Origin of the sequence: Micromonospora sp. WMMA1949, assembly GCF_027460145.1 — a bacterium.
GTDB lineage: Bacteria > Actinomycetota > Actinomycetes > Mycobacteriales > Micromonosporaceae > Micromonospora.
Window position 1 is genome coordinate 5,064,193 of record NZ_JAPZBG010000001.1, and the last position, 19,821, is coordinate 5,084,013.

Annotated in this window: 19 protein-coding genes; 1 reads left to right on the forward strand and 18 read right to left on the reverse strand. The window is 74.6% G+C overall.

Annotation, left to right across the window (positions count from 1 at the left end; genetic code table 11):
• Positions 1-9 precede the first annotated feature (9 nt).
• The 12 genes from O7607_RS23765 to O7607_RS23820 are packed head-to-tail and all read right to left on the reverse strand — an operon-like array spanning position 10 to position 12,588.
• Positions 10-1,164 carry a pyridoxal-dependent decarboxylase, exosortase A system-associated gene (locus O7607_RS23765; protein WP_269705404.1) on the reverse strand — a complete coding sequence of 385 codons (1,155 nt, stop codon included), beginning with the start codon at positions 1,162-1,164 and terminating at the stop codon, positions 10-12.
• Positions 1,164-2,405, reverse strand: coding sequence for an ATP-grasp domain-containing protein (locus tag O7607_RS23770; RefSeq protein ID WP_269705405.1), 1,242 nt, complete (start codon positions 2,403-2,405; stop codon positions 1,164-1,166). Before O7607_RS23770 ends, O7607_RS23765 begins: the two co-directional genes overlap by 1 nt.
• Before the next feature lie 17 nt (positions 2,406-2,422).
• A complete protein-coding gene (locus tag O7607_RS23775; protein WP_269705406.1) occupies positions 2,423-3,349 on the reverse strand; it encodes a 3-oxoacyl-[acyl-carrier-protein] synthase III C-terminal domain-containing protein in 927 nt (308 codons plus the stop codon).
• Positions 3,336-4,313: a transglutaminase domain-containing protein gene (locus tag O7607_RS23780; protein WP_269705407.1), complete on the reverse strand. Its 978-nt coding sequence runs from the start codon at positions 4,311-4,313 to the stop codon at positions 3,336-3,338. Before O7607_RS23780 ends, O7607_RS23775 begins: the two co-directional genes overlap by 14 nt.
• Positions 4,310-5,815, reverse strand: coding sequence for an AMP-binding protein (locus O7607_RS23785; RefSeq protein WP_269705408.1), 1,506 nt, complete (start codon positions 5,813-5,815; stop codon positions 4,310-4,312). The genes O7607_RS23780 and O7607_RS23785 overlap by 4 nt, the downstream gene beginning before the upstream one ends.
• Positions 5,812-6,753, reverse strand: coding sequence for a ketoacyl-ACP synthase III family protein (locus O7607_RS23790; RefSeq protein ID WP_269705409.1), 942 nt, complete (start codon positions 6,751-6,753; stop codon positions 5,812-5,814). Before O7607_RS23790 ends, O7607_RS23785 begins: the two co-directional genes overlap by 4 nt.
• Entirely contained in the window at positions 6,747-8,285 is a 1,539-nt protein-coding gene (locus tag O7607_RS23795; protein ID WP_269705410.1) for a class I adenylate-forming enzyme family protein, read from the reverse strand. The genes O7607_RS23790 and O7607_RS23795 overlap by 7 nt, the downstream gene beginning before the upstream one ends.
• 10 nt (positions 8,286-8,295) lie before the next feature.
• Complete coding sequence (locus tag O7607_RS23800) at positions 8,296-9,657, reverse strand: MATE family efflux transporter (protein ID WP_269705411.1); 1,362 nt, start codon at positions 9,655-9,657, stop codon at positions 8,296-8,298.
• The gene (locus tag O7607_RS23805; protein ID WP_269705412.1) at positions 9,654-10,745 is read right to left on the reverse strand and encodes an acyl-CoA dehydrogenase family protein; all 1,092 of its coding nucleotides are present in this window, start codon (positions 10,743-10,745) and stop codon (positions 9,654-9,656) included. Before O7607_RS23805 ends, O7607_RS23800 begins: the two co-directional genes overlap by 4 nt.
• Positions 10,733-11,437, reverse strand: coding sequence for a hypothetical protein (locus O7607_RS23810; RefSeq protein ID WP_269705413.1), 705 nt, complete (start codon positions 11,435-11,437; stop codon positions 10,733-10,735). Before O7607_RS23810 ends, O7607_RS23805 begins: the two co-directional genes overlap by 13 nt.
• The gene (locus O7607_RS23815; protein ID WP_269705414.1) at positions 11,434-12,309 is read right to left on the reverse strand and encodes a hypothetical protein; all 876 of its coding nucleotides are present in this window, start codon (positions 12,307-12,309) and stop codon (positions 11,434-11,436) included. Before O7607_RS23815 ends, O7607_RS23810 begins: the two co-directional genes overlap by 4 nt.
• 3 nt (positions 12,310-12,312) lie before the next feature.
• Entirely contained in the window at positions 12,313-12,588 is a 276-nt protein-coding gene (locus O7607_RS23820; RefSeq protein ID WP_269705415.1) for an acyl carrier protein, read from the reverse strand.
• A 952-nt stretch (positions 12,589-13,540) separates the two neighbouring features.
• Here O7607_RS23820 and O7607_RS23825 point away from each other — a divergent pair.
• Positions 13,541-15,610, forward strand: coding sequence for a S8 family serine peptidase (locus O7607_RS23825; RefSeq protein ID WP_269705416.1), 2,070 nt, complete (start codon positions 13,541-13,543; stop codon positions 15,608-15,610).
• Here O7607_RS23825 and O7607_RS23830 read toward each other — a convergent pair whose 3' ends face one another.
• From O7607_RS23830 to O7607_RS23855, 6 genes are all read right to left on the reverse strand, one after another.
• Positions 15,611-16,510: a GlcNAc-transferase family protein gene (locus O7607_RS23830; RefSeq protein ID WP_269705417.1), complete on the reverse strand. Its 900-nt coding sequence runs from the start codon at positions 16,508-16,510 to the stop codon at positions 15,611-15,613.
• Positions 16,507-17,454, reverse strand: coding sequence for a hypothetical protein (locus O7607_RS23835; protein WP_269705418.1), 948 nt, complete (start codon positions 17,452-17,454; stop codon positions 16,507-16,509). The genes O7607_RS23830 and O7607_RS23835 overlap by 4 nt, the downstream gene beginning before the upstream one ends.
• A gap of 126 nt (positions 17,455-17,580) precedes the next feature.
• Positions 17,581-18,501, reverse strand: a complete 921-nt coding sequence (locus tag O7607_RS23840) for a hypothetical protein (protein ID WP_269705420.1) — start codon at positions 18,499-18,501, stop codon at positions 17,581-17,583.
• Positions 18,498-19,016, reverse strand: a complete 519-nt coding sequence (locus tag O7607_RS23845) for a type VII secretion system-associated protein (RefSeq protein WP_269705421.1) — start codon at positions 19,014-19,016, stop codon at positions 18,498-18,500. Before O7607_RS23845 ends, O7607_RS23840 begins: the two co-directional genes overlap by 4 nt.
• On the reverse strand, positions 19,013-19,378 hold the full coding sequence (locus tag O7607_RS23850) for a type VII secretion system-associated protein (protein ID WP_269705422.1): 366 nt from the start codon (positions 19,376-19,378) through the stop codon (positions 19,013-19,015). Before O7607_RS23850 ends, O7607_RS23845 begins: the two co-directional genes overlap by 4 nt.
• A 65-nt stretch (positions 19,379-19,443) precedes the next feature.
• The gene (locus O7607_RS23855; RefSeq protein ID WP_269705423.1) at positions 19,444-19,767 is read right to left on the reverse strand and encodes a YrhB family protein; all 324 of its coding nucleotides are present in this window, start codon (positions 19,765-19,767) and stop codon (positions 19,444-19,446) included.
• Positions 19,768-19,821: the final 54 nt, after the last annotated feature.

Genomic DNA, 19,821 nt, shown 5'->3' on the forward strand with positions numbered 1-19,821 from the left:
CGTGTGCGCTCAGAGCAGCACCTCGACCGGCGCCGGATGGCCGAGAAAGTGCACCGGGCTGGCGGTCGGCCCGTACGCCCCGGACTGGTGCACCACCACCAGGTCGCCGACCTCGCACCGGGGCAGCTCCACCCGCCGGCCGAGCGTGTCCAGCGGCGTGCACAGCGGTCCGACCACGGTGACGGTCTCCCGCTCGTCGGCCGGCTTCGCGGTCACCGCCGACACCGGGTAGTTGCGACGTACCACCTGGCCGAAGTTGCCGGAGGCGGCGAGATGGTGGTGCATGCCGCCGTCGACCACCAGGAACGTCTCGCCGCGGGAGTGCTTGCGCTCGACCACTCGGCTGACGAAGACGCCCGCCTCGCCGACCAGGTACCGCCCCAGCTCCAGCACGACGGCCGTGTCCGGGTGGCGGCGGCGCCACCGCTCCACCTCCACGGCCAGGTGCCGGCCGTACGCGGCCAGGTCCAGCGCCTCGTCGCGGGGGAAGTACGGGATGCCGAGCCCGCCGCCGATGTTGACGTGGGCGAGGTCCAGCCGGTGCTCGCGTACCAGCCGGTCGGCCAGCGCGAACGTCTGGCTGACTCCGGTGGTCAGCGCGTCCAGGCGCAGGTTCTGCGACCCGGCGAAGATGTGCAGCCCGCACAGCCCGCGCCGGCCCGGTCCGCGCAGCACCTCGCCGACCGCCTCGGCGTCGATGCCGAACTGGGTCGCGCCGCCGCCCATCGTCATCCCGGAACCGGAGAGCTGGAAGTCCGGGTTGACCCGCAGCGCGAACCGGGCGGACCGTCCGACGGCCGTCTCGATCCGGCGCAGCCGGGCCAGCTCGTCGCCGGACTCGACGTTGACGACCACACCGGCGGCGATCGCGGCGGCCAGCTCGGGGTCACGCTTGCCCGGCCCGGCGAAGCTGATCTGCTCCCGGTCGACGGCGGTGCCGAGCGCGGTGAGCAGCTCACCGTGGCTGGCCACGTCGAGCCCGTCGACGAGCGGCGCGAGGCGCTGCACCAGGGCCGGCATCGGGTTGGCCTTGATCGCGTAGTGCAGCAGCACGCCGCCGGGCAGGGCGGCCCGCAGCTCGGCGACCCGGCGGCGGACCGCGGCGAAGTCGTACAGGTAGAAGGGGGTGCGGCCGGCGATGTCGGCGGCGAGGTTCAGGTCCATCAGGGCTCCACGCGGTAGAGGGTGAGGTCACGCAGCAGGTCCATGTCGTGGCCGAAGGCGGCCCGGTCGGCACCGAAGACCATGAACTCGGCCGACGGCGGCTCGACGATGTGCGCGCTGGCGCGCGCGACGGTCTCGCCGACCGACACGTGCACCCGCACGGTGTGCTCGCTGCGCAGCGCGGGCACGTCGACGGCGATGACCCGGCCGGCGCGACGGGGGGTGATCACCCAGGCCCCCAGCTCGCCGGTCGGCCGGGGCCGCACCGCGTACGGCTCGCCGGCCCGCAGCAGGTAGTGCGCGAGATCGATGTCGACGCCGTGGGTGCGCAGGTAGACGGCGCGCATCTCGCCGCCGGGCGGCCGGGCCGCGACCTCCAGGAAGACCAGCTCGCCGTCGGGCGTGCCGAACACCTCCATGTGCACGCCGCCGTCCGGTGGCCGCAGCGCGGCGAGTGCCCGGTGGCCGAACTCGGACACCCGCACGGCCGCCGGGTCGTCGGCGGGCAGCGTCCACACGCCGAGCGACCGCCCGGCGGCGAACTCCATGCAGGGGTTGAGGTTGGCGCAGACGTTGCTCCACACCACCCGGCCGTCCTGCACGAGGGCGTCGAAGTTGTAGAGCGTGCCGGAGACGAACTCGTCCACCTCGTAGCTGTTGCGGTCCTTGGGGGAGGACGCCCAGCTCGCCCAGGCGCGCAGCGCCGCCGGGCCGTCCAGCCGCCGCACGTCCATGCTGGCGTACCTGTCGACCGGCTTGACCACCATCGGGAAGCCGATCTCCGCGGCGATCCGCTCGCAGTAGCCGCGCGGGTCCGCGGCGTGCTCGTCCCGGTCGAAGCGCAGGTGCCGTGGCAGCCGCAGTCCGCTGCCCGCGAGCGCGGCCTTGCTGGCCATCTTGTCCACGAACGGCAGCAGGCGCGCGGCCGGCCAGCCGCCCGCGCCGAAGTGCTCGGCGAGCCGCGCGCAGAGCAGCTCGCAGGACTCGTCGTTGGTGAGGAACCGGAGCTGCTCCGGGCGGGGGCGGGGCAGCTCCCGGTCCAGCAACGCCACCAGGTCGGTCGTCTCCATGTCGTCGGGCACGACGACGCGGGCGTACGCGGCGCGCTGCTCGTCGGTGAGCCGGCGCGCGTAGTGCGGGCTGGAGACCAGCCAGAGTTCCGCGTCCGCCAGCCGGCCCAGATCGGCCAGGCCGGAGCGGATCACGTTGTCGTTGATGAGAACGACGTACAGCTTCTTCACGCGACTCTCCTCGCGGGTCAGTGTTCGAGCAGGACGGCGCCGAACGTGCCGCCGACCCCGACGGACGCCATCAGCGCCAGGTCACCCGGGCGCAGCCGGGGCCGGACGGTGTCCAGGTTCAGGAAGATGTCGGCGCCGAAGCAGTGGCCGTACCGGGGGACGTTGTCGAGCACGATCCGCTCGGCCGGTACGCCGATCACCCCGGCCGCCGCCCGCCACACGTTGACGTTGACGTTGTGCGGCAACAGGACGGTCAGCTCGTCGGGCCGGCGCCCGGCCCGCCGCAGTGTCCGGTCGACCACGTCGCCGAGGTGCTCCTGGAACCGGCGTTCGTATTCCTGGCGGCTCGGCGCGCCGGGCTCGGTGTAGATGCCGCCGGCGTAGCGGCCGTGCGTGGCGACCGCGTGGGCGAGCACCCGGTCGCGGGGTCCGTCCCGGCGCAGCAGCACCGCGCACGCCACGTCCCCGGCGATGCCGGTGTCCAGCACCCGCAGGTCCGGGCTGTCGGCGGTCTCGCCGATCAGCAGGACGCCGACCGCGTCGCCGGGCCGCCCGGCGAGCAGCCGGTCCATCAGGTCCAGCGCGGTGATGCTGGAGACGCACTTGTTGGACTGGGTGCCGAAGCACAGCGGGTCGCCGCCGAGCTGCCGGGCGACCAGCCGGGGCAGGCCGGCGCCGACCGGTCCGATGTACGGGCCGGTGTGCGCGTGCACCACGACCGCCACCCGCTCCGGCGTCACCCGTGCCTCGTCGAGCAGCCGCGCGACGGCGTCCAGGAGCATCGGGAACTCCTGCCCGGCGGCGGCCACCGGGATCCGGTCGTAGCCGTAGAGCCGGCCGTACACCCGGGCGCGGGCCGGGCTGAGGCCGAGCAGCGCGTGGTCGTCGGTGACCGACAGCCGCCGTTCCGGTTCCACGCGTACCACCGCGTCAATCGCGATCATCGGGTGTCCTCCGGGCGGGCGGCGCGGCGACGACGCGGCGGCCGGTGACCGGGCTGCACGACAGCACCCGGGCCGGCACCCGGACCAGGCGGGTGGCCCGGTAGCGGCGCAGCAGCTCGCGCCACTGCTCCGGATCACGGTCGTCGAGCGCGGCGAGCCGGTCGAGCTTGCGGTACTGGAGGAACCCGCGCGGGCGGGCCTGCGGGCGGGCCCGGCGGATGTACCCCCAGGCGTCCCACATCAGCGGTTCCCAGCCGGCGAGGGCGGCCAGGTCGTACAGGAACAGGTTGCGGGCCTGCCAGCGGCCGGCGTCGGCGTTCAGCATCAGGCCGCTGAGCCGCAGCGCCGCGCGTTCGCCCTCCTGGGCCCGGCGCCAGGCGCGGGCGCCGGTGAGGAACACCGACTCCGGTACGTCGTCGCGGTAGTGGTCGGGCAGCTGGAAGGTGTCCCGGGCGGTCCGGTACATCCGGCCGTCGGCGTACCGCCACCGGCCCTCGGCGGACGACCAGTACTCGACCACCACGTGGTCGTGCATCGGCCGGTAGGGCACGTACAGGTGGTGGGCGGTGCCGTACCGCAGCCGGGCCGGCACCCCCTGCTCGCGCAGCACGGCGCAGAGCAGCAGGCTGGCGTCGCGGCAGACGCCCAGCCAGCGGCGGTGCAGCGGCCGGGCCCGGGTCAGCGGCGCCGGATCGAGGGCGAGCACCCGGTCGAGCATCCGCCGGGTGGTCCGCAGGTCGACCTCGGCGAGCCGGTCTCCTCCGGGCTGCCAGCCGGCCGCCGGCGGGTCCAGCTCGTAGTGGGCGAACAGCCCGCCGATGACCTCCACGAGGGCCGGCACGTCGGCGGGCAGCCGGCGCAGCGCCTCGGCGTGCGGCCCGGGTTCGGTCATCGGGGTGTGCCGGCGGTAGGTGGCGAGCATCCGGTCCAGCCCGGCGGCGGGCGTACGCACGGCGGCGGTCACAGTCCCTCCTCGAGCCGGCGCCGCAGGTGCGGGTAGTCCACCTTGAGGCTGCGGTTCTGCGGCAGCGGACCGACGTGGATCTGGCTCGGCCACAGGTGCTCGGGCAGTTCCCGGCTGATCCGCCGGCGCATCTCGGGCACCGGTGTCGCGGTGTCCGCGACGAACGCGACGAGCCCCTGGACGAGGCCGCCGGGCGCCACCGGCCAGCCGACCACCGCCACGGCCTCGGTGCCGAGCACCTGCCGCAGCAGGGTCTCCACCTCCAGCCGTTCCACCCGGTGGCCGCGGACCTGCATCTGGTCGTCGCGGCGGCCCTTGAACACCAGCCCCCAGCGCGGGTCGTGGGCGACCAGGTCGCCGGTGCGGTACCAGCGTCCGGGCGCGTCCGGCAGCTCGACGAACCGGGCCGCGGTCTGCTCCGGGTCGCCGTGGTAGCCCGGGACGAGCTGGCTGCCGCGCAGCAGCAACTCGCCGGTCTGCCCGTCGGCCACCCCGGCCAGGTCGGCGCCGACGACGCGGACCTCCTGCCGGGGGTACGGCCACCCGATCGGTACGACGTCCGGCAGGTCCTGGTCCGGCCGCCAGCCGAAGGAGGTCACCGCGATGGTGCACTCGGTCGGTCCGTACACGTTGAACAGCTCCCCGTCGGGGTTGGCGGCGTGCCACGCCTGCGCGAGCCGCCGGGGCAGCGGTTCCCCGCAGAACAGCGTGCGGCGCAGGCTGGGCAGTGCACCCGGTCGGAGCAGGCCGAGGTCGAGCAGGCTGACCCCGGTGGTGGGCACGGACAGCCAGAACGTCAGCGCGTGCTCCCGGACCAGCGCGGGAAGCTTGTAGACGGCCTGGTCCGGCAGCGCGTACACGGCCGCGCCGACGGTCCACGGCAGCACGATGTCGTGCACCGACAGGTCGAACGTGAAGTTGTTGACCTGGGCGAACCGGTCGTCGCAGGTCGGGCCGAACAGCTCGATCGCGCCGTCCAGGTACGCGGTGAGATTGTCCAGCGTGACAAGGACCGCCTTGGGCACCCCGGTGCTGCCGGAGGTGAACATCAGGTACGCCCCGCCCTGCGGCCGCCGGGGCTCGCCCTCCCACCGCGGTCCGGGGCCGTGGTCGAGCACCGGCGCCGGCGGCGCCATCATGGTCCGCAGCCGGTCGTCCTGGTCCGGGTCGCCGCTGTCCAGGACCGCCACCACCTGTCCGTCGAGCCGCTTGAGCACCTTCTCGCAGTAGGCGGGCGGCGAGGTCGGGCACATCGGCACGAACGCCTTGCCGGCCAGCAGGCTCGCCAGGATCGCCACGTACCGGGTCAGGTTCCGGCCGCAGTACACCAGGCAGAACGGCTCGTCCCGCTCGTCGAGCCGGCCGGCCAGGGCGTCGGCGCGGGCGAACAACTCCCGGTACGTGTACGCGCGGTCCTCGACCCAGAGCGCCGTACGCTCCGGGTGCCGGCCGGCGGCGGCCAGCAGCCGGTCGCGCAGTTCGGCGCGGTATCCGATGGTCATGTCTGACTCCCGTATTCGAGCACCACGGCGGCGAAGACCGCGCCGAGCCCGACCGTGGCGAGCATCAGCCGGTCACCGGGCCGCAGCAGGCCCGCGCGGTCGGCGGCGGCGAGGTTGAGGAAGATGTCGGCGCCGAAGCAGTGCGCCGTGTGCGGCACCTGGTCCAGGTAGACCGACTCGATCGGAATGCCGGCGCGCGCCGCTACCTGCTTCCAGGAGAACGTGTTGACGTTGTGCGGCAGCACCAGGCGGACGTCCGGCCAGGTCAGCCCGGCGTCGTCGAGCGCGCGGCGCATCACGTCGGCGAGTCGCGCCGGATACTCGGCCTCGAACTCGGCGTTTGCCGCCTCGTCCTGCCACTGGCAGGCGGCGTGCCGGCCGTACGTGTCGATCCGGGCGGCGAGGACGCGGTGACCGGGGTCGCGGCGGCTGAACAGGCAGGCGACCCCGGCGTCGCCGGTGACCGAGCTGTTCGGGATCACCTGCATGATCGGGGTGAAGGCGACGTCGGCGGTGACCACGATCGCCGCGTCGGTGGCCGAGCCCCGGGCCAGCAGGCGGTCGACCACCCGCATGGCGGACACCGTCGACGCGCAGTTGTTCGTCGTCATCCCGAACGACTGCGCCCGGTCCAGTCCGAGCCGGCGGCAGATCCGGGCCAGGCCGGCGCGGCCCACCACGTCCTGGTGGGTGCCGGTGTGCGCGTGCACCAGCCAGCGGACCCGGCCGGCGTCCACACCGGATTCCTTGAGCAGGTTCGCCACCGTCTCCTCGACCAGGGCGGCGGTGTCGCCGGACCACACCGGTACCCGGTCGAGGCCGTAGATCCGGTGGAACACGGCCAGCTCGGCGCGCGGCATGTCGTACCGGTCGGCGAGGGTGAAGAGGCTGGGCCGGTGGTCCGGCACGACGGCCTGCACGGCGGTCAGTTTCAGCACGGCGCACCGGCCGGGGCGAGGGCCGCTGCGGGCACCGGGTGCCGGCGCAGCAGCTCGGGCTTGTCCACCTTGCCGTTGCTGTTGCGCGGCAGGGCGGCGAGCACCTCGTAGCGGGTGGGCCGCTGCCAGGTCTCCAGGCCGGACCGGCAGGCCGCCCGCAGCGCGGACGCGTCGACGGCGGCCGGGTCGGCGGCGACGAACGCGGCGATGTCGTGGTCGCCGTCGTCGAGGGCGGTGCAGACCACGCTCGCCTCGGTGACGCCCGGCACGGCCCGCAGGACCTCCTCGACGTCGCGGGGGATCAGCTTGCGTCCCCGGACCTTGATCACCTCGTCGATCCGGCCCTTGAAGAAGAAGTGCCCGTCCTCGTCGAGGTAGCCGTAGTCGCCGGTGTAGAGGCAGCGGCCACTGCGTACCGGGTGCTCGCGGATCTTGCGGGCGGTCTCGTCCGGCAGCCCCCAGTAGCCCTGCATGACGGTGCCGCCGCGCACCACGAGCTGCCCCACCTGGTAGGGCGGGCAGGGCCGGTCCTGTTCGTCCACCACCAGGATCTGGGTGTTCGGGATGGCCCTGCCGACGCTGCCCGGCTTGGCGTCGAGCAGCTCCGGCGGCAGATAGGTGCAGCGCTTGCACTCGGTGACGCCGTACATCGAGTAGATGTCCGCGTCGGGGAACAGCCGGCGGATCGCGGCGATGTGCCGGGGCAGCAGCGCGGCGCCGGTGTTGGTCAGGCAGCGGACGCTGCTGACGTCCGGCATGCCGAAGCGGCTGAACTGCTCCACCAGCTCGAACAGCACCGGCACCCCGGGCACGACGGTGCAGCGGTAGCGGGCGATGTCCTTGATGACCTGCAACGGCAGGCTCATGTCCCGCTCCAGGACCAGCGTCGCGCCCTGCGAGAACGCCATGATCATCTGGTAGAGCCCGTAGTCGAAGGCGAGCGGCAGGGCGCAGAGGAACACGTCCTCCGGGCCGTTGCGCAGGTACTCGTTGAGCGAGTCCAGCGCGGTCAGCATGTTCGCGTGGCTGAGCATCACGCCCTTGGCGTCGCCGGTGGAGCCGGACGTGTAGACCAGCGCGGCCAGGTCCTCGCTGATCACGTCCACCGGTGCCGGCGTACCGGCGAAGACGGTGTCCTCGGCGCCGACCGGCAGCACCGCCCGGACCGACGCCGGCAGGCCCAGGCCGGTCAGGGAACGCGCCGTCGGCTCCAGGGCGAGCAGGACGGTGGCGGCACAGTCGGCCAGCACGTGGCGGATCCGCTCGGGCCGCTGCTCGTGGCTGACCACCACCGCGACCCCGCCGGCGGCCAGCGCCGCCCAGAAGGCGGTCACCGTCTCGACCCGGTTCCCGGCGCAGATCACCACCCGGTCGCCGGGCCGTACACCGTCGGCCTGGAGGCGGCCGGCCAGGCCGGCCACCCGTGCGGCCAGGTCGCGGTAGGTCAGCCGGTGCCCTCCGGCGATCAGGGCGAGCTTGTCGGGATGGCGGTCCACGGTGGCGGTGAGGACGTCGTACAGGGTTCGGCGCATCGTGTTTCCTTCAGCTCGTGGGGATGGCGCTGACCCGATCGCCGAGGCGGCGGGCGCGGAGCAGCTCGTGGACGACGAAGCCGACGGCCGGCAGGTGGGCCACGGCCAGCGCGAGGTAGACGTGGGACACCGGATGCCCGGCGCGGGCCAGCCCGGCGGCCAGGGCGAGCTGGAGAGCGGTGAGCGTGGCGTTCACGACCAGCGCCCGGACACCGTTCCCGGTCTCCTCCAGGAAGATCGACAGGGTGAGCAGCGGACCGGCGACCAGATAGGCCGGTGCCAGGTACCCGAGGTAGTCGGCGGCGGCCCGGGCCACCGCCGGATCACCGGTGAGCAACCCGGTCGCGGGCCCGCGGACCAGCCAGACCAGGGCTGCCACGACCGCGAACACCGCCGCCGACAGCCCGACGGCGGCGACGACCGACGGCCCGACCCGCCCGCCCCGGCGTTGCGCGGCGAGCCGGTTGACGGTGATGCCGACGCCGACGCCGAGTGCGATGGCCGGCAGGAGCACGAGGTTCTGCACCCGGTACGCCACGCCGTACCCGGCCACTGTCAGCGGGGAGTAACCGGCGAGGATCCGGGTCAGCGCCAGCCCGCTGCCGAACAGCAGCAGGTAGCCCAGGCTCACCGGCACGCTGATCCGGCAGACCTCCCGCCAGGACCGGCGGACCGGTGCGCGCAGCCCGATCCGGGCCCAGGGCCGCACCCCGCACCGGGCCAGCCGGCGGGACGCCCAGACCGCGGTGGCGGCCGCGGTGGTGGCGGTGGCCACCGGCAGGGCGAACACGCCGAGCCAGCCGACGAGCACGGCGGTGAGCACCACCCCGGAGCCGAGGCTCACCAGGGTGCCGACGGTCACCGCGCGGACCTGCCGCAGCCCGTAGAGGCTCGACATCAGCGCCACACTCACCGCCAGCACCGCGCCGCTGAGCGTGTTGAGCTGGACGAACGCGTACACCAGGGTGCGCGAGCCGGCGGGCACCGCGTACAGGTCGAGAAAGAGCGGATGCGCCACCAGGAACAGCAGCGCCACGCCGAGGTTGACCGCCACGCCGAGCACGAGCACGGTCCGCTGCCGCCGGGCGTACGTGTCGAGGTCGCCGCTGCCCGACGCCTGGGCGGCGAACGCCACCGACGCGACACGCAGGCTCTCGTTCACCGAGTTCTGCAACAGGATCATCGGCAGCACCAGCGCCAGCGGGTACAGGTGGGCCGGGTCGTGCCGGCCGATCACCGCGGTGTTCAGCAGCGGCGCCACCAGGCTCGCCAGCGACGCGAGCAGCACCGGAAGGGCGATCGCCAGCACCGGAGCGAGCACCGGCGGCGCCGCGCTGTCCCCGGCCGGGCGCGACTGGTCGACGGCCGTCATACCGGCACCTCCTGGCGCAGGTAGCCGGCGTGCACGTTGGCGAGCTGGATGGGCGTGGTGCCCTCCATGAACTCGTACGCCACCACGTCGGTCAGGGACCGGGCGAGCCACGGGTGGTCGACGAGCGCCGCCACCGGCAGCTCCCGGGCGAGGACCTCGGCGACCTCCTCGGCCGCCGCGGTGGCCCGCTGCTTCGCCAGCGACACCAGCGCGCCGCGCAGCGGCTCCTCGTCGACCTCGCGGGCGGCGGCGGCGTTCAGCTCGCGCGACCGCTCCAGCATCTGGTCGAACCGGTCCAGCTCGGCACGGGCGGCGCCGACGTGGTCCCGGACGTAGTCGACGAGGGCCTGGGCGTGGCCGAGCGCCATCGCCGCCACCCCGGGCCGGAAGCGGTGGAACGTCTTGAGCATGCCCATCATGCCGCGCTCGGTGGCCTTGAGGTGGCTGCCGAGGACCGCCTCCGGCGGCACCCGCAGCCCGTCGACGCGCAGTTCGGACAGCTGCGCGCCGGGCAGGGCGAACATCGGGAGGACGCGTCGTCGTACCGCGCCGGACTCGATCAGCTCCGGCGTCAGCAGCACCGCCACCAGGTCCAGCGGGCCGTCGCCGGTGCGCGCGAGGACGGTGCCGACGGGCGCCACCGCCCCGTTGCCGAACAGCAGCTTCTCCCCGGTCAGCCGGCCGTCGCGCAGCGTGGTGTCCAGGTGGGCGGCGTCGGAGCCGCGTCCGGGCTCGGTGACCGCGAAGAACGTGCGGCACCGGGTGGTGGACACCAGCTCCCGGAACCAGGCTCGTTGCCGGGGCGTGCCCAGCGCGTCCAGCAGCACGCCGGACAGTGACGGGCCGGGGGTGGTGAGCAGGAAGCTCGCGCTGCCGTAGCTGAGCGCCTCGAACATCGCGGCCCGCCGCCGGGTGTCCGCCGTGAACTCGGCCTCGATCTTCTGCGCGACGGCCGGGTGGTCGAGGTGCCGCAGCACCAGGTCGGGGTCGTCCGGCACGGCCGGCGAGTTCTCGCGGTACCAGTCGGCCGCGGCGAGCCACTCCGGGCCGTAGCGGGCGGCGAAGCGGTCGGGATTCAGTCGGAACACGGGGCACCGTCCAGGTAGATCCGGTTGGCGTAGAGCAGGGCGGTGCGCATCTGCGCCATCTGCCCGGTGAGGACGGACCGGCCGCCGGCCATCCGGATCAGGTCGCGGGCCAGACCGTCGACCTCCCGGACCCACCAGGCCCGGCCGGCCGGCACGGCGAGCGCGGCGGCCGCGTCGGCCTGGCGCAGGGCGGCGGCCCGGGCCACCAGCCCGGCCATCTGGTAGGCCACCACCGGGTGGGCGCTGAGCCGCTGACCGGCCGAACGCCGGCCGGCGAGGAACCGCCGGCACCAGCGGACCGCCTCGCCGAGCGCGTCCCGCTCGGCGTCGGCGAGGGCCTGCCGGAACAGCCGCAGGGCCGGCGCGTCGGCCGGTCCGCCGGCCGCCCGGTACCGCAGCACCACCAGGTCCGCGCGGGTCAGCAGCTCATGGGGTACGACGGTGAGCCGTTCCGCCCCGAGGACGGCACCCGTGGTCAGGTCGAACGCCTCCACCGTCGCCGCGTCCCGGTCGGCGAGCACCAGTCCGGCGTACCCGGCCGCCGGGCCGCATCCGGCCGGCAGCGCGCCGGTCTCGCGGGCCCGGGCCACGACGGCGCCGACGGTGAACCGGACCGCGACCGGGTCGGCGCCCGGCTCCCCGGCGGCGGCCGTCCCGGCGGGCCGGGTGGGCAGTCGCAGCACGTTCGTCACGGCGTCACCGCCCGGGTCAGCACCACGGCGGCGGACAGGCTCTCCACGTCCTCCTCGACGTAGGCGACGTATCCGCCGGCCGGGGTGGTGGACTCGGCGCCGAGCCAGCGGAACAGCCCGGTGCAACTGCGCTCCGGCGGCACGAACTCGACCCGGCACGGCCACGAGTCCGGCCCGTACGCGTAGGCCCACCGCCGGTAGAGGAACGTGGCCCGGTTGACCCGCACTGTCAGCTCCGCCGGGTCCACGTCGTACTCCGCGCACCAGCGCGCGACCAGGCGGGACAGGTCCCCGTCGTCGCCCAGCACCGCCGGCTCGCCGAGCGCCGTAACGGTCAGGATCTCCGTCCCGGCCGGCCGGCGGCCGATCCGGACCGCCCCGGCGGTGGACCGGCTCGGGCCGGGGAAGTGGGCGCCCACCGGGGCCGGGACGGTTGTCTGCTCGACGCTGAGCAGCAGGCCGTCGCGGTCCGCCGGACCGGCCCGCAGGAAGTCGCAGAGCACCAGCAACGCGAGCGCCGGGGAGATGCTGCCCTGGTCGACCAGGTCGAACGAGGTGCAGTCGAGGCGGTGCCGGTGGTGCAGGTACGGGCCGAACGCGGACACGTCCGGGTCGAACTCCGGCGTCCAGTAGCTGGTGACGAGCACACCGAGGTCGCGGAAGAGACCGGGTCCGGTGCGCTCGGCCAGCGCGTCGGCCAGGTCGACGAACGTGTACTGGTCGCCCCGGGTGAGTGTGGCCTCGTCGAGGACCACGCCGGCCATCCGGTGCAGGTCCGCCTGGTACTCGACGAAGCGCGGCCGGGGCGGGTGCCGGTCGTCGCGGGTGGGCAGCACCGCGTGGTGCGCCGCCTGTACGTAGAGGCCGGTCATCGGTCAGGCGATCTTCGCGGCGCTCAGCTGCGTGCGGACGTACTCGTAGATGCTGCCGATGGTCTGGAAGTGCTCGGCCTCCAGCGTCGTCGCGTCCACGAAGAACCCGTCGACCGCGTCCTCCAGCGCCATGAGGAACGTCAACGACGTCATCGAGTCGATCCCGAGGTCCTCGCGGAGCTGGGTGTCGAGATCCATGTCGAGGACGGCGTCGTTGTGCGTCACGTCGGCGAGCACGCGCTTGACGGTGTCGATGAGCTCGGATTCCTGAACGGGCACGGAGATGCTCCTTCGTTCGGGTCGGAGACGGCCGGAACCGGCCCGCGAGCGGGCGGGCAATCGCCCGGACGGGCGCACGGTTGTCCACCGACGATGGTGATTCGGTGTGGAAAGGATTACGGGGATCGAGAAAGGCCGCCGGAAAGTGTCCTCCGGTTGCGGTCGGCGGAAGAAACTTTGCCGAACGACGATCCGGGGTGTCAATGCCTTTCCGACTCGCCGGGTGACGGCAGTACGACTGAGTGTGTCGGTCGGAAATGCGGCACCACGGCGATTCGTACGGGTGCCGCCGATTCGCCTTTCCGGTGTTCCCGGCCGACCCGGCCCGGATCGGCGATGTCGGACCTGGCCGTCCGTACCTGATCCGCGGTTTCTGTCCACCTTGCCGGGACGGACCGGCCGGCGGCCCAGCTCACCCGCGTGGACGTGTGGTGGTGGCATGTCTTCCCGGCCGGTGCGTGCCTCGTGGCTGCTACGTCATGAGGGCGTGAGGCGCTACCCGGTAGCCGACAGTCGTATCCGGCGGCGATCGCGTGTGACGAACCTCAACAACCGCCCTTCCGATGCGCTTTCGGCTGATCGCCGGGGGTCGAAAGGGCAATTCGGAGTGGGCTTTTCGCCCGGCTGTCGGAATCCGCATTGACCGCCGCGCGGTCCGCACGCACCTCGCTTTTGCGAGAATGTGTCGCGGTGGGAATTGCGTAACGCCGGGGCATGCGGGGGCGGCGTCGGCTCGGTAGACGGAAGCGGGTCGCGGTGACGCCGCGCCCGGATGATCCGGCGTCCCGTCGAGGGCGGGGGACCCGCGATGCTAGCCTGCCCGTCTGAAATGGACAGTCTTCTCGACCGGGTTCAAGAGTGGATCGATGACGGATGGTTCGCACGCCCGGCGTTCGCCGCACCACGCGACGTCCGGGACCACGCCCGTGACCGGCAACCGGGGCGGTCGCGGGTGACCCGGACCGTACGCGCAGCCGCCCGGGCCGCGCTCGCCGCCGTCGTCGCGTCGGCGGTGCTCGCGCTGACGCCGCTCCCGTCGGTGGCCCGCGCCGACGGCGAACCGGTCAAGTACTACACGGTCGAAGCCGCCCACCAGGGCGAGCCGGAGAACCTCACCGCGATCGCGGAGCGGTTCCTGGGCGACGGGTCCCGGGCCGCCGAGCTGTTCGCCCTCAACACCGGGCGGATCCAGCCGGACGGCGGCACACTCACCGACGGCTCCCGGCTGCGGGCCGGCTGGGTGCTCGTGCTGCCCTGGGACGCGCACGGCGGCGAGGTACGCCTCGGCGTCCCGCCGGCCGCGAAGCCGGCACCCGGCGCGTCCACGCCGGACGGGCGGCGACCCGCCGCCGCCGACGACGCGGCCGTCCGGGCGCCGAAGGGATGCCGCCCCGCCGCGACCTCGGGCACGCAGTCGCCGTGGGCCGGGCCGCGGGTCGCCGCCGACCGGGCGTGGCCGCACAGCCGGGGCCGGGACCAGCTCGTGGCCGTCGTCGACTCCGGTGTCGCCGGCAACCTGCCCCCGCTCGCCGGCCGCGTGACGACGGGCGTCGACCGGGCGACCGGCGGCGCCCGCGGGGACACCGACTGTCTCGGCACCGGTACGGCGATGGCCGCGCTGATCGTGGCCCGGCCGGCGAAGGGGTCGGCGGTGGCCGGGGTCGCGCCGGACGCGGCGGTGATGCCGATCCGGGTGGCGGGCCGGACCGCCGGCGCCTCGGCCGCGGCGAGCGTCGCGGGCATCCGCGCGGCAGTGGACTCCGGCGCCTCCGTCATCGCGATCGGGCCGCACGTGGACCTCGGCCGGGCCGAGGTGGTGACGGCCGTCAACGAGGCGGTCGACGAGGGCGTGGCGGTCGTGGTGGGCGCCGCCGATGAGCAGACGCCGGAGGACCCGGACGTGCTGCTGCGCGACGCGGTCCTGCGCGCCGGCGGGATCGGGCCGGACGGAGCCGCCGCCGGCAGCTACCGGGCCGGAGGCGTGGACGTGGTCGCACCCGGCGTCGACGTGGCGAGTCTCGGCATCACCGGCACGCGACCGGTCAGCGGCACCGGCACGCACCTCGCCGTCGCGTACGTGGCGGGCCAGGTGGCGCTGATCCGGTCGGCGTACCCCGATCTCGACCCGGCGCAGGTCCGCAACCGGGTGCTGAAGACCGCGAAGACGACCGGCGGTGTCGCACCGGAGATCGACCTGACCGCCTCCGTCACCGCCGTGCTGCCCGAGGAGGCGCCCCGCGAGCAGGCGGCCGAACGGACGTCCGGCTCCACCGGGATCGGCCGCCGGGGGGTGCTGCTCGCGCTCGCCGGGCTGGCGGCGCTCGCCGCCGTCCTGCTGGGCCTGCGCGCCCGCAGGTCGGCGCGGACGGGTGCGGACCGGCCGGAGGCGGTACCCGCCGGGGCCGTGACGGCATCTCCGTCCGCCCGCATCGTCATGGCGAACAGCGCCGCTGTGCCGGCCGCTCCCGCCGCCGATCCGGTCGTCACCGCCTCTCCCGACGCCGCTCCGGTCGGCGCCGCTCCGGGTGATGCCGATCCGGGCAGCGCCGCTTCGGATGGCACCGCTCCGGGTGACACCGGGCCGGCCGTGACGGCGGCGGTGGCGGAGCTGAGCCGTGACCCCGCGCTGCGGCACCTGGCCGCCGACGAGGCGGGGATGGCCTACCTGGCGGAGACTCGGCCGGAGGCGCGGGAGAAGGCACTCATCGGCCTGGTGCCGGGCATGGACGACGAGACGGTGGCCGCGTTGCCGGCCATGGTGACGGCGCTGCCCGGCACCGACGAGCAGGAGCAGTCGCTCACCGGCGTCCTGGTGGACGTCCGGCGGCACCTGCGCGGCGACCCGCTCGCGCTGGACCGGGCGCTGGTGCGGGCCGGGAAGGTCCGGTGGCAGTCCCAGTACGAGCTGGCCGAGCACGTCACGTCGTACGCGCGGCAGCACCCCGAGCTGGCCCGGCTCGCCACCGCGATCGCCGAGACCCGCTGGTCGAGCGGCACCGGCGAGCCGGCGCGGGGACACTGATCAGAGCAGTACGAGTTCCTGGGCCAGCATGTCGGTCCAGGTGCGCCGGGTGAAGTTGCAGCCGGTGTGCGCGACGAACTGCTCCAGGGTGCGTACCGGCCCGATGCCGAGCCGGTCCACCGGCGGCGTGTGCAGCATGTAGAGCACCCGCCGGCGGCTCAGCTCCTCGTAGCGGGCCCAGTCGGACTCGACGTGGTCGCTCCAGTGCCGCGGCCTGTCCTGCCGGATGTAGTAGTGCCAGGTCAGCACCTCGGTGGGGTGGAACAGGTCGTAGCCCCACGTGTAGGCGCGCAGCGCCAGGGTGATCTCCTCGCCGTGGAAGTAGATGCCCGGGTCGTAGGGCACCTCGGTGACGAACGAGCCGGGTGCGAAGAGGAACCCGGCGGCCAGGAACAGCGCCGGCTTGGGCGGTACGCCGGGCGCGGCCCCCTCGATCAAGCGCTGACCGAAGACCGGTACGCCGACATTCGTCCAGTCGCTGACGACGATCTCGGCGGGTGCGCCCGCGCCGGTGAACTCGTGATCGGGCTCGTAGCTCGGCGGGTACGCGGTCAGGACCGGCTTCGCCGCCCCCGTCTCCCGCGCCATCCGGATCATCCGTACGTCCCAGTCCGGCGCGAACCGGGTGTGGCTGTCCACCTGCAACAGCCACTCCTCGCCGCGGTACCGCTGGAACGTCCGGTCCCGGGCCCAGCAGGCGCCCCGGCTGTCGCGGGCGTCGTACTCCTGCACGTCCACCTGGGGCAGACCCTGGATGGCGGAGATGTCCTCGTCGCCGAGGTGCTGCCAGCACACCGCGATCCGGACGTCCTCCGGGTGCGCCGCCTTGGCCAGGCAGTCCAGCACCGTCGGCACCAGTTCCCGGTCCCGGTACGACGCGATCGCCACGAAGATCGTCATGCGCCCGCCTCCGCCGCCGCCGTCTCCGCCGGGACGAGGGCGTACGACTGGAACAGCAGCGCCAGCGCGCGGTGCTCGTCGGCCGGATCGGTGACCGGGAGCCGGTCGCCGCGCGACCGGATGTGGGCCAGGAGATCCGGCTCGGGCGCCAGGCCGTACGCCCGCAGGTAGTAGGTGACGGACTCGGGCCAGAGCCAGCGCCCGTCGGTGCGGTAGGTCATCGGCACGACCCGGCCCCGCGCGGGCTCCACCACGTCGGGCCCGCGCCCGGTGGTGGCGAGCACCGGCGTGCCCGCGTCGAGGTACGCCGCCGCCCACGCGAGATCCTCGCCGGACAGCCGTTCGCGGTCCGGCGCGAAGCGTGCCCGGTCGTCGTCCACCTCGTCGAACACGCGGGCGATCCGCAGCGGCCCGGTGTCCCGGCCGACCCAGAGCAGCGCGCCGCGGTGGCGGGCCGCCGCCGGGTACGGCGGAAGCTTCTCGCCGGAGCGGTACACCTCGACCAGCGGGGCCGAGATCCCGGCCGCGGCGAGCGCCCGCATCACCGCCGCCGCCGTCTCCGCCTGCGGCCCGTTGGCCTCCAGCACGTACACCGGCGCGGGCGGGATCACCGCGGCGGCCCACTCCGGGGCGATCCGCCATCCGCGCCACAGCGCCACCGCGCCGGGCTGGTGCCGCGCGGCGGCGACGGCGACCCGGTCGGTGTCGTCCATCAGGCCGTCGCGGCCGGTGAGGTCGGCCAGCGGCGGCACCCGTCCACCGAAGACACGCGGATTCGGTACGGCCGACGCGAACGTGAACGGCAGGTCGACCGGTCCGGGCGGCTCGGGAAGGGACACCGTGCCGGTGTCGGCGAGCCGCATCCGCGCGTCGGCGAGCGTCGCGTCCGGTACCCGGCCACCGAGGTGCAGCAGCGCGGTGTGCAGCTCGTCCTGCTCCGTCATGGCGGCCTCCTCGCGTCCTCGTCGGCGGTCGTCGGCGCATTCGACCACGCCGGCGCACGGGAGTGCCGCGCGGCGTCGGGGCTCGTGCCCGAAGGACACCGCGACCCGAGGCGTTCGTGCACGCGGTCAGAGCGCCCCCGCGCGTACCAGGGCGGCCAGGGCCCGGTGGACGGCTACCGCGCCGGCCGGCGCCGGCGGGTCGGCCCGGCACCGCCGCAGGTGCCGGAGCAGGCCCTCGTCGGCCAGCGCGCCCTCGTCGAGCAGCCGGTCCGCCAGGCCGGCCGGCCAGACCCAGGCGCCGTCGGTACGCAGGTGCGCGGTCAGGGCGGGCGCGGACCGCAGGTGGGTGACGAACGGCGCGACCTCGTCGTCGTCGACCGGCAGCCGCGCGTCCCCGTCCGTGGCCAGGCGCACCTCGCCGGGCGGCTGCGGCGCCCAGATCAGCGCCGACCGGGACCGGGCCGCCCACTGGTACGCGGGCAGCGGCAGGTCGGGCCGGTAGACCTCGACCGGCGTGGCGTGACCGGCGTCGGCGAGCGCACCCTGCCCCCGGTCGGCGATCGCGGCCAGCTCGTCGTCGGGCACCGTCGCCTCGACCAGGTAGATCCGCACCGCGTCCGGGGTGCCGGCCGGTCCGGGTGTGATCCGCCAGCAGCGCCACACCCCGGCGGTGTGCGCCGGATCCAGCACGTCGAGCAGCGCCCGGTCGAGGTCGTCCACGGTGCCGCCGGCGGTCTCGTCCACCACCGGCGGCGCGTTCGTCGCGTACCGCGGCAGGTCGGCCGGGGGGAACGGGACGAACCGGGCTGCCGGGTCGGCGTCCACGTCCTGGTCCGCCGCCGGGTCGGGCAGCAGCGGCGTCTCCGGGGGCAGCAGGGCGGTCAGCGCGGCGATCTCGGCCGCGGACTGCGGGAACGCACCGAGCAGCCGGGCCGCGCAGGCGCCGTGGTGGCCGTCGGCGAGCAGGGTACGCAGGCTGGCGACCTCCTCGTCCGGGATGCGGCCCGCGGCGCGCAGGCAGAGCAGGTGCAGCTGTCCGGTGCTCATCGCGTCGCCGCCGTCTCGCGCAGGAAGGCTGCGGCCAGCCGGGCGGGTGCCGAGCCACCGGGGTTGACCAGAGCGTCGCGCTCACCGGCCACAGCGGCCAGTTCCGCCAGGTCCAGCGGCCGCCAGCCGGGGGCCGGCACCCGCTCCCGGTGCGGCTCGCCGGTGGCGACCACCACGCACCGCTCGTCGTCGGGGGCGGGTACGACGAGGGGCCGCCCGTCGCCGTTCACCGCCAGGTGCAGGGTGGACGCGCGCAGCACCGCCCCCAGGTGCGCCGGCGGCGCGGCACCGGCGGCGATCAGGCGCAGCAGCGCGTCGACCGGGTCGGCGGGGGAGTCCGGGAAGTGCGGGCGGTAGTCCGGGTTGCTCCGGAACTCGCCCACCTCCCCGTCCTCGCCCACCTCCCCGTCCTCGCCGACCTGCCAGACCCCGAGGACCGCCTCGAACGGTGCGTCGTCGTTCTCGCCGGCCGGCCACGCCGGGTCGAGCAGGAACAGGAACTCCTCGTCGGTCATCCCACAGTGTCCTCGTCGGTGACGTGCAGCGCGGACCAGACGATCGCGGCGGCCAGCCGTACCGGCTCGGGACCGCCCGGGTCGACCAGGACGTCGATGCCGTCCGGGAGCAGCTCGGCCAGCTCGGCCGCCTCGACCCGGCGCCACTCGGGCGCGAAGGTGCGGTCGCGCTCGTCGGCCGAGGTGGCCACGACCACGCACCGCACGTCGTCGAAGGAGCGGACGACGAGAGGACGGCCGTCGCCGTTCATCGCGAGGTCGAGCGGGGAGCCGCGCAGCGCGGACTGCACCTGCTCGACCGTGGCGTCACCGCGCATCATCCCGCGCAGCAGCGCGTCGAGCGGCTCGGCGTCGGTGGTCATGGCTCTCCTCCAGGTGGCGGCGGCCCGCCGCGACGGTACGGTCGCGGCGGGCCGCCCGTCCGGGCTCAGGCGAACGGGTCCGGCGCGGCCGGTACCGGCACCGCCGGCAGCCCCTCCCGCGCGGCGTACTCGTTGAGCCAGCGCTCCAGCGGCGGGCCGGACGGCGCCACCCAGGGCTCGGCGCCGTTCTTGGGCACCACCAGCGGGCCCACCGCGAGCGTGTCCATGATGCTGCCGGTCTCGATGGCCCGGACCGTGTTGAACGGATACACCCAGCACCACTCGTACTCGGTCGGCGCATCCGGGGCGAGCAGCGTCAGCGGCTGCGCCGGGTTCTCCAGCCGGCGCAGCGCGTCCTGCGCCCGGGTGCGGGCGACGTCGGCGTTCATCGGGTAGTCCTTCTCTGTCGTGTGTCGTCTGACGGGGTGCCCGCCCCGGCCGCC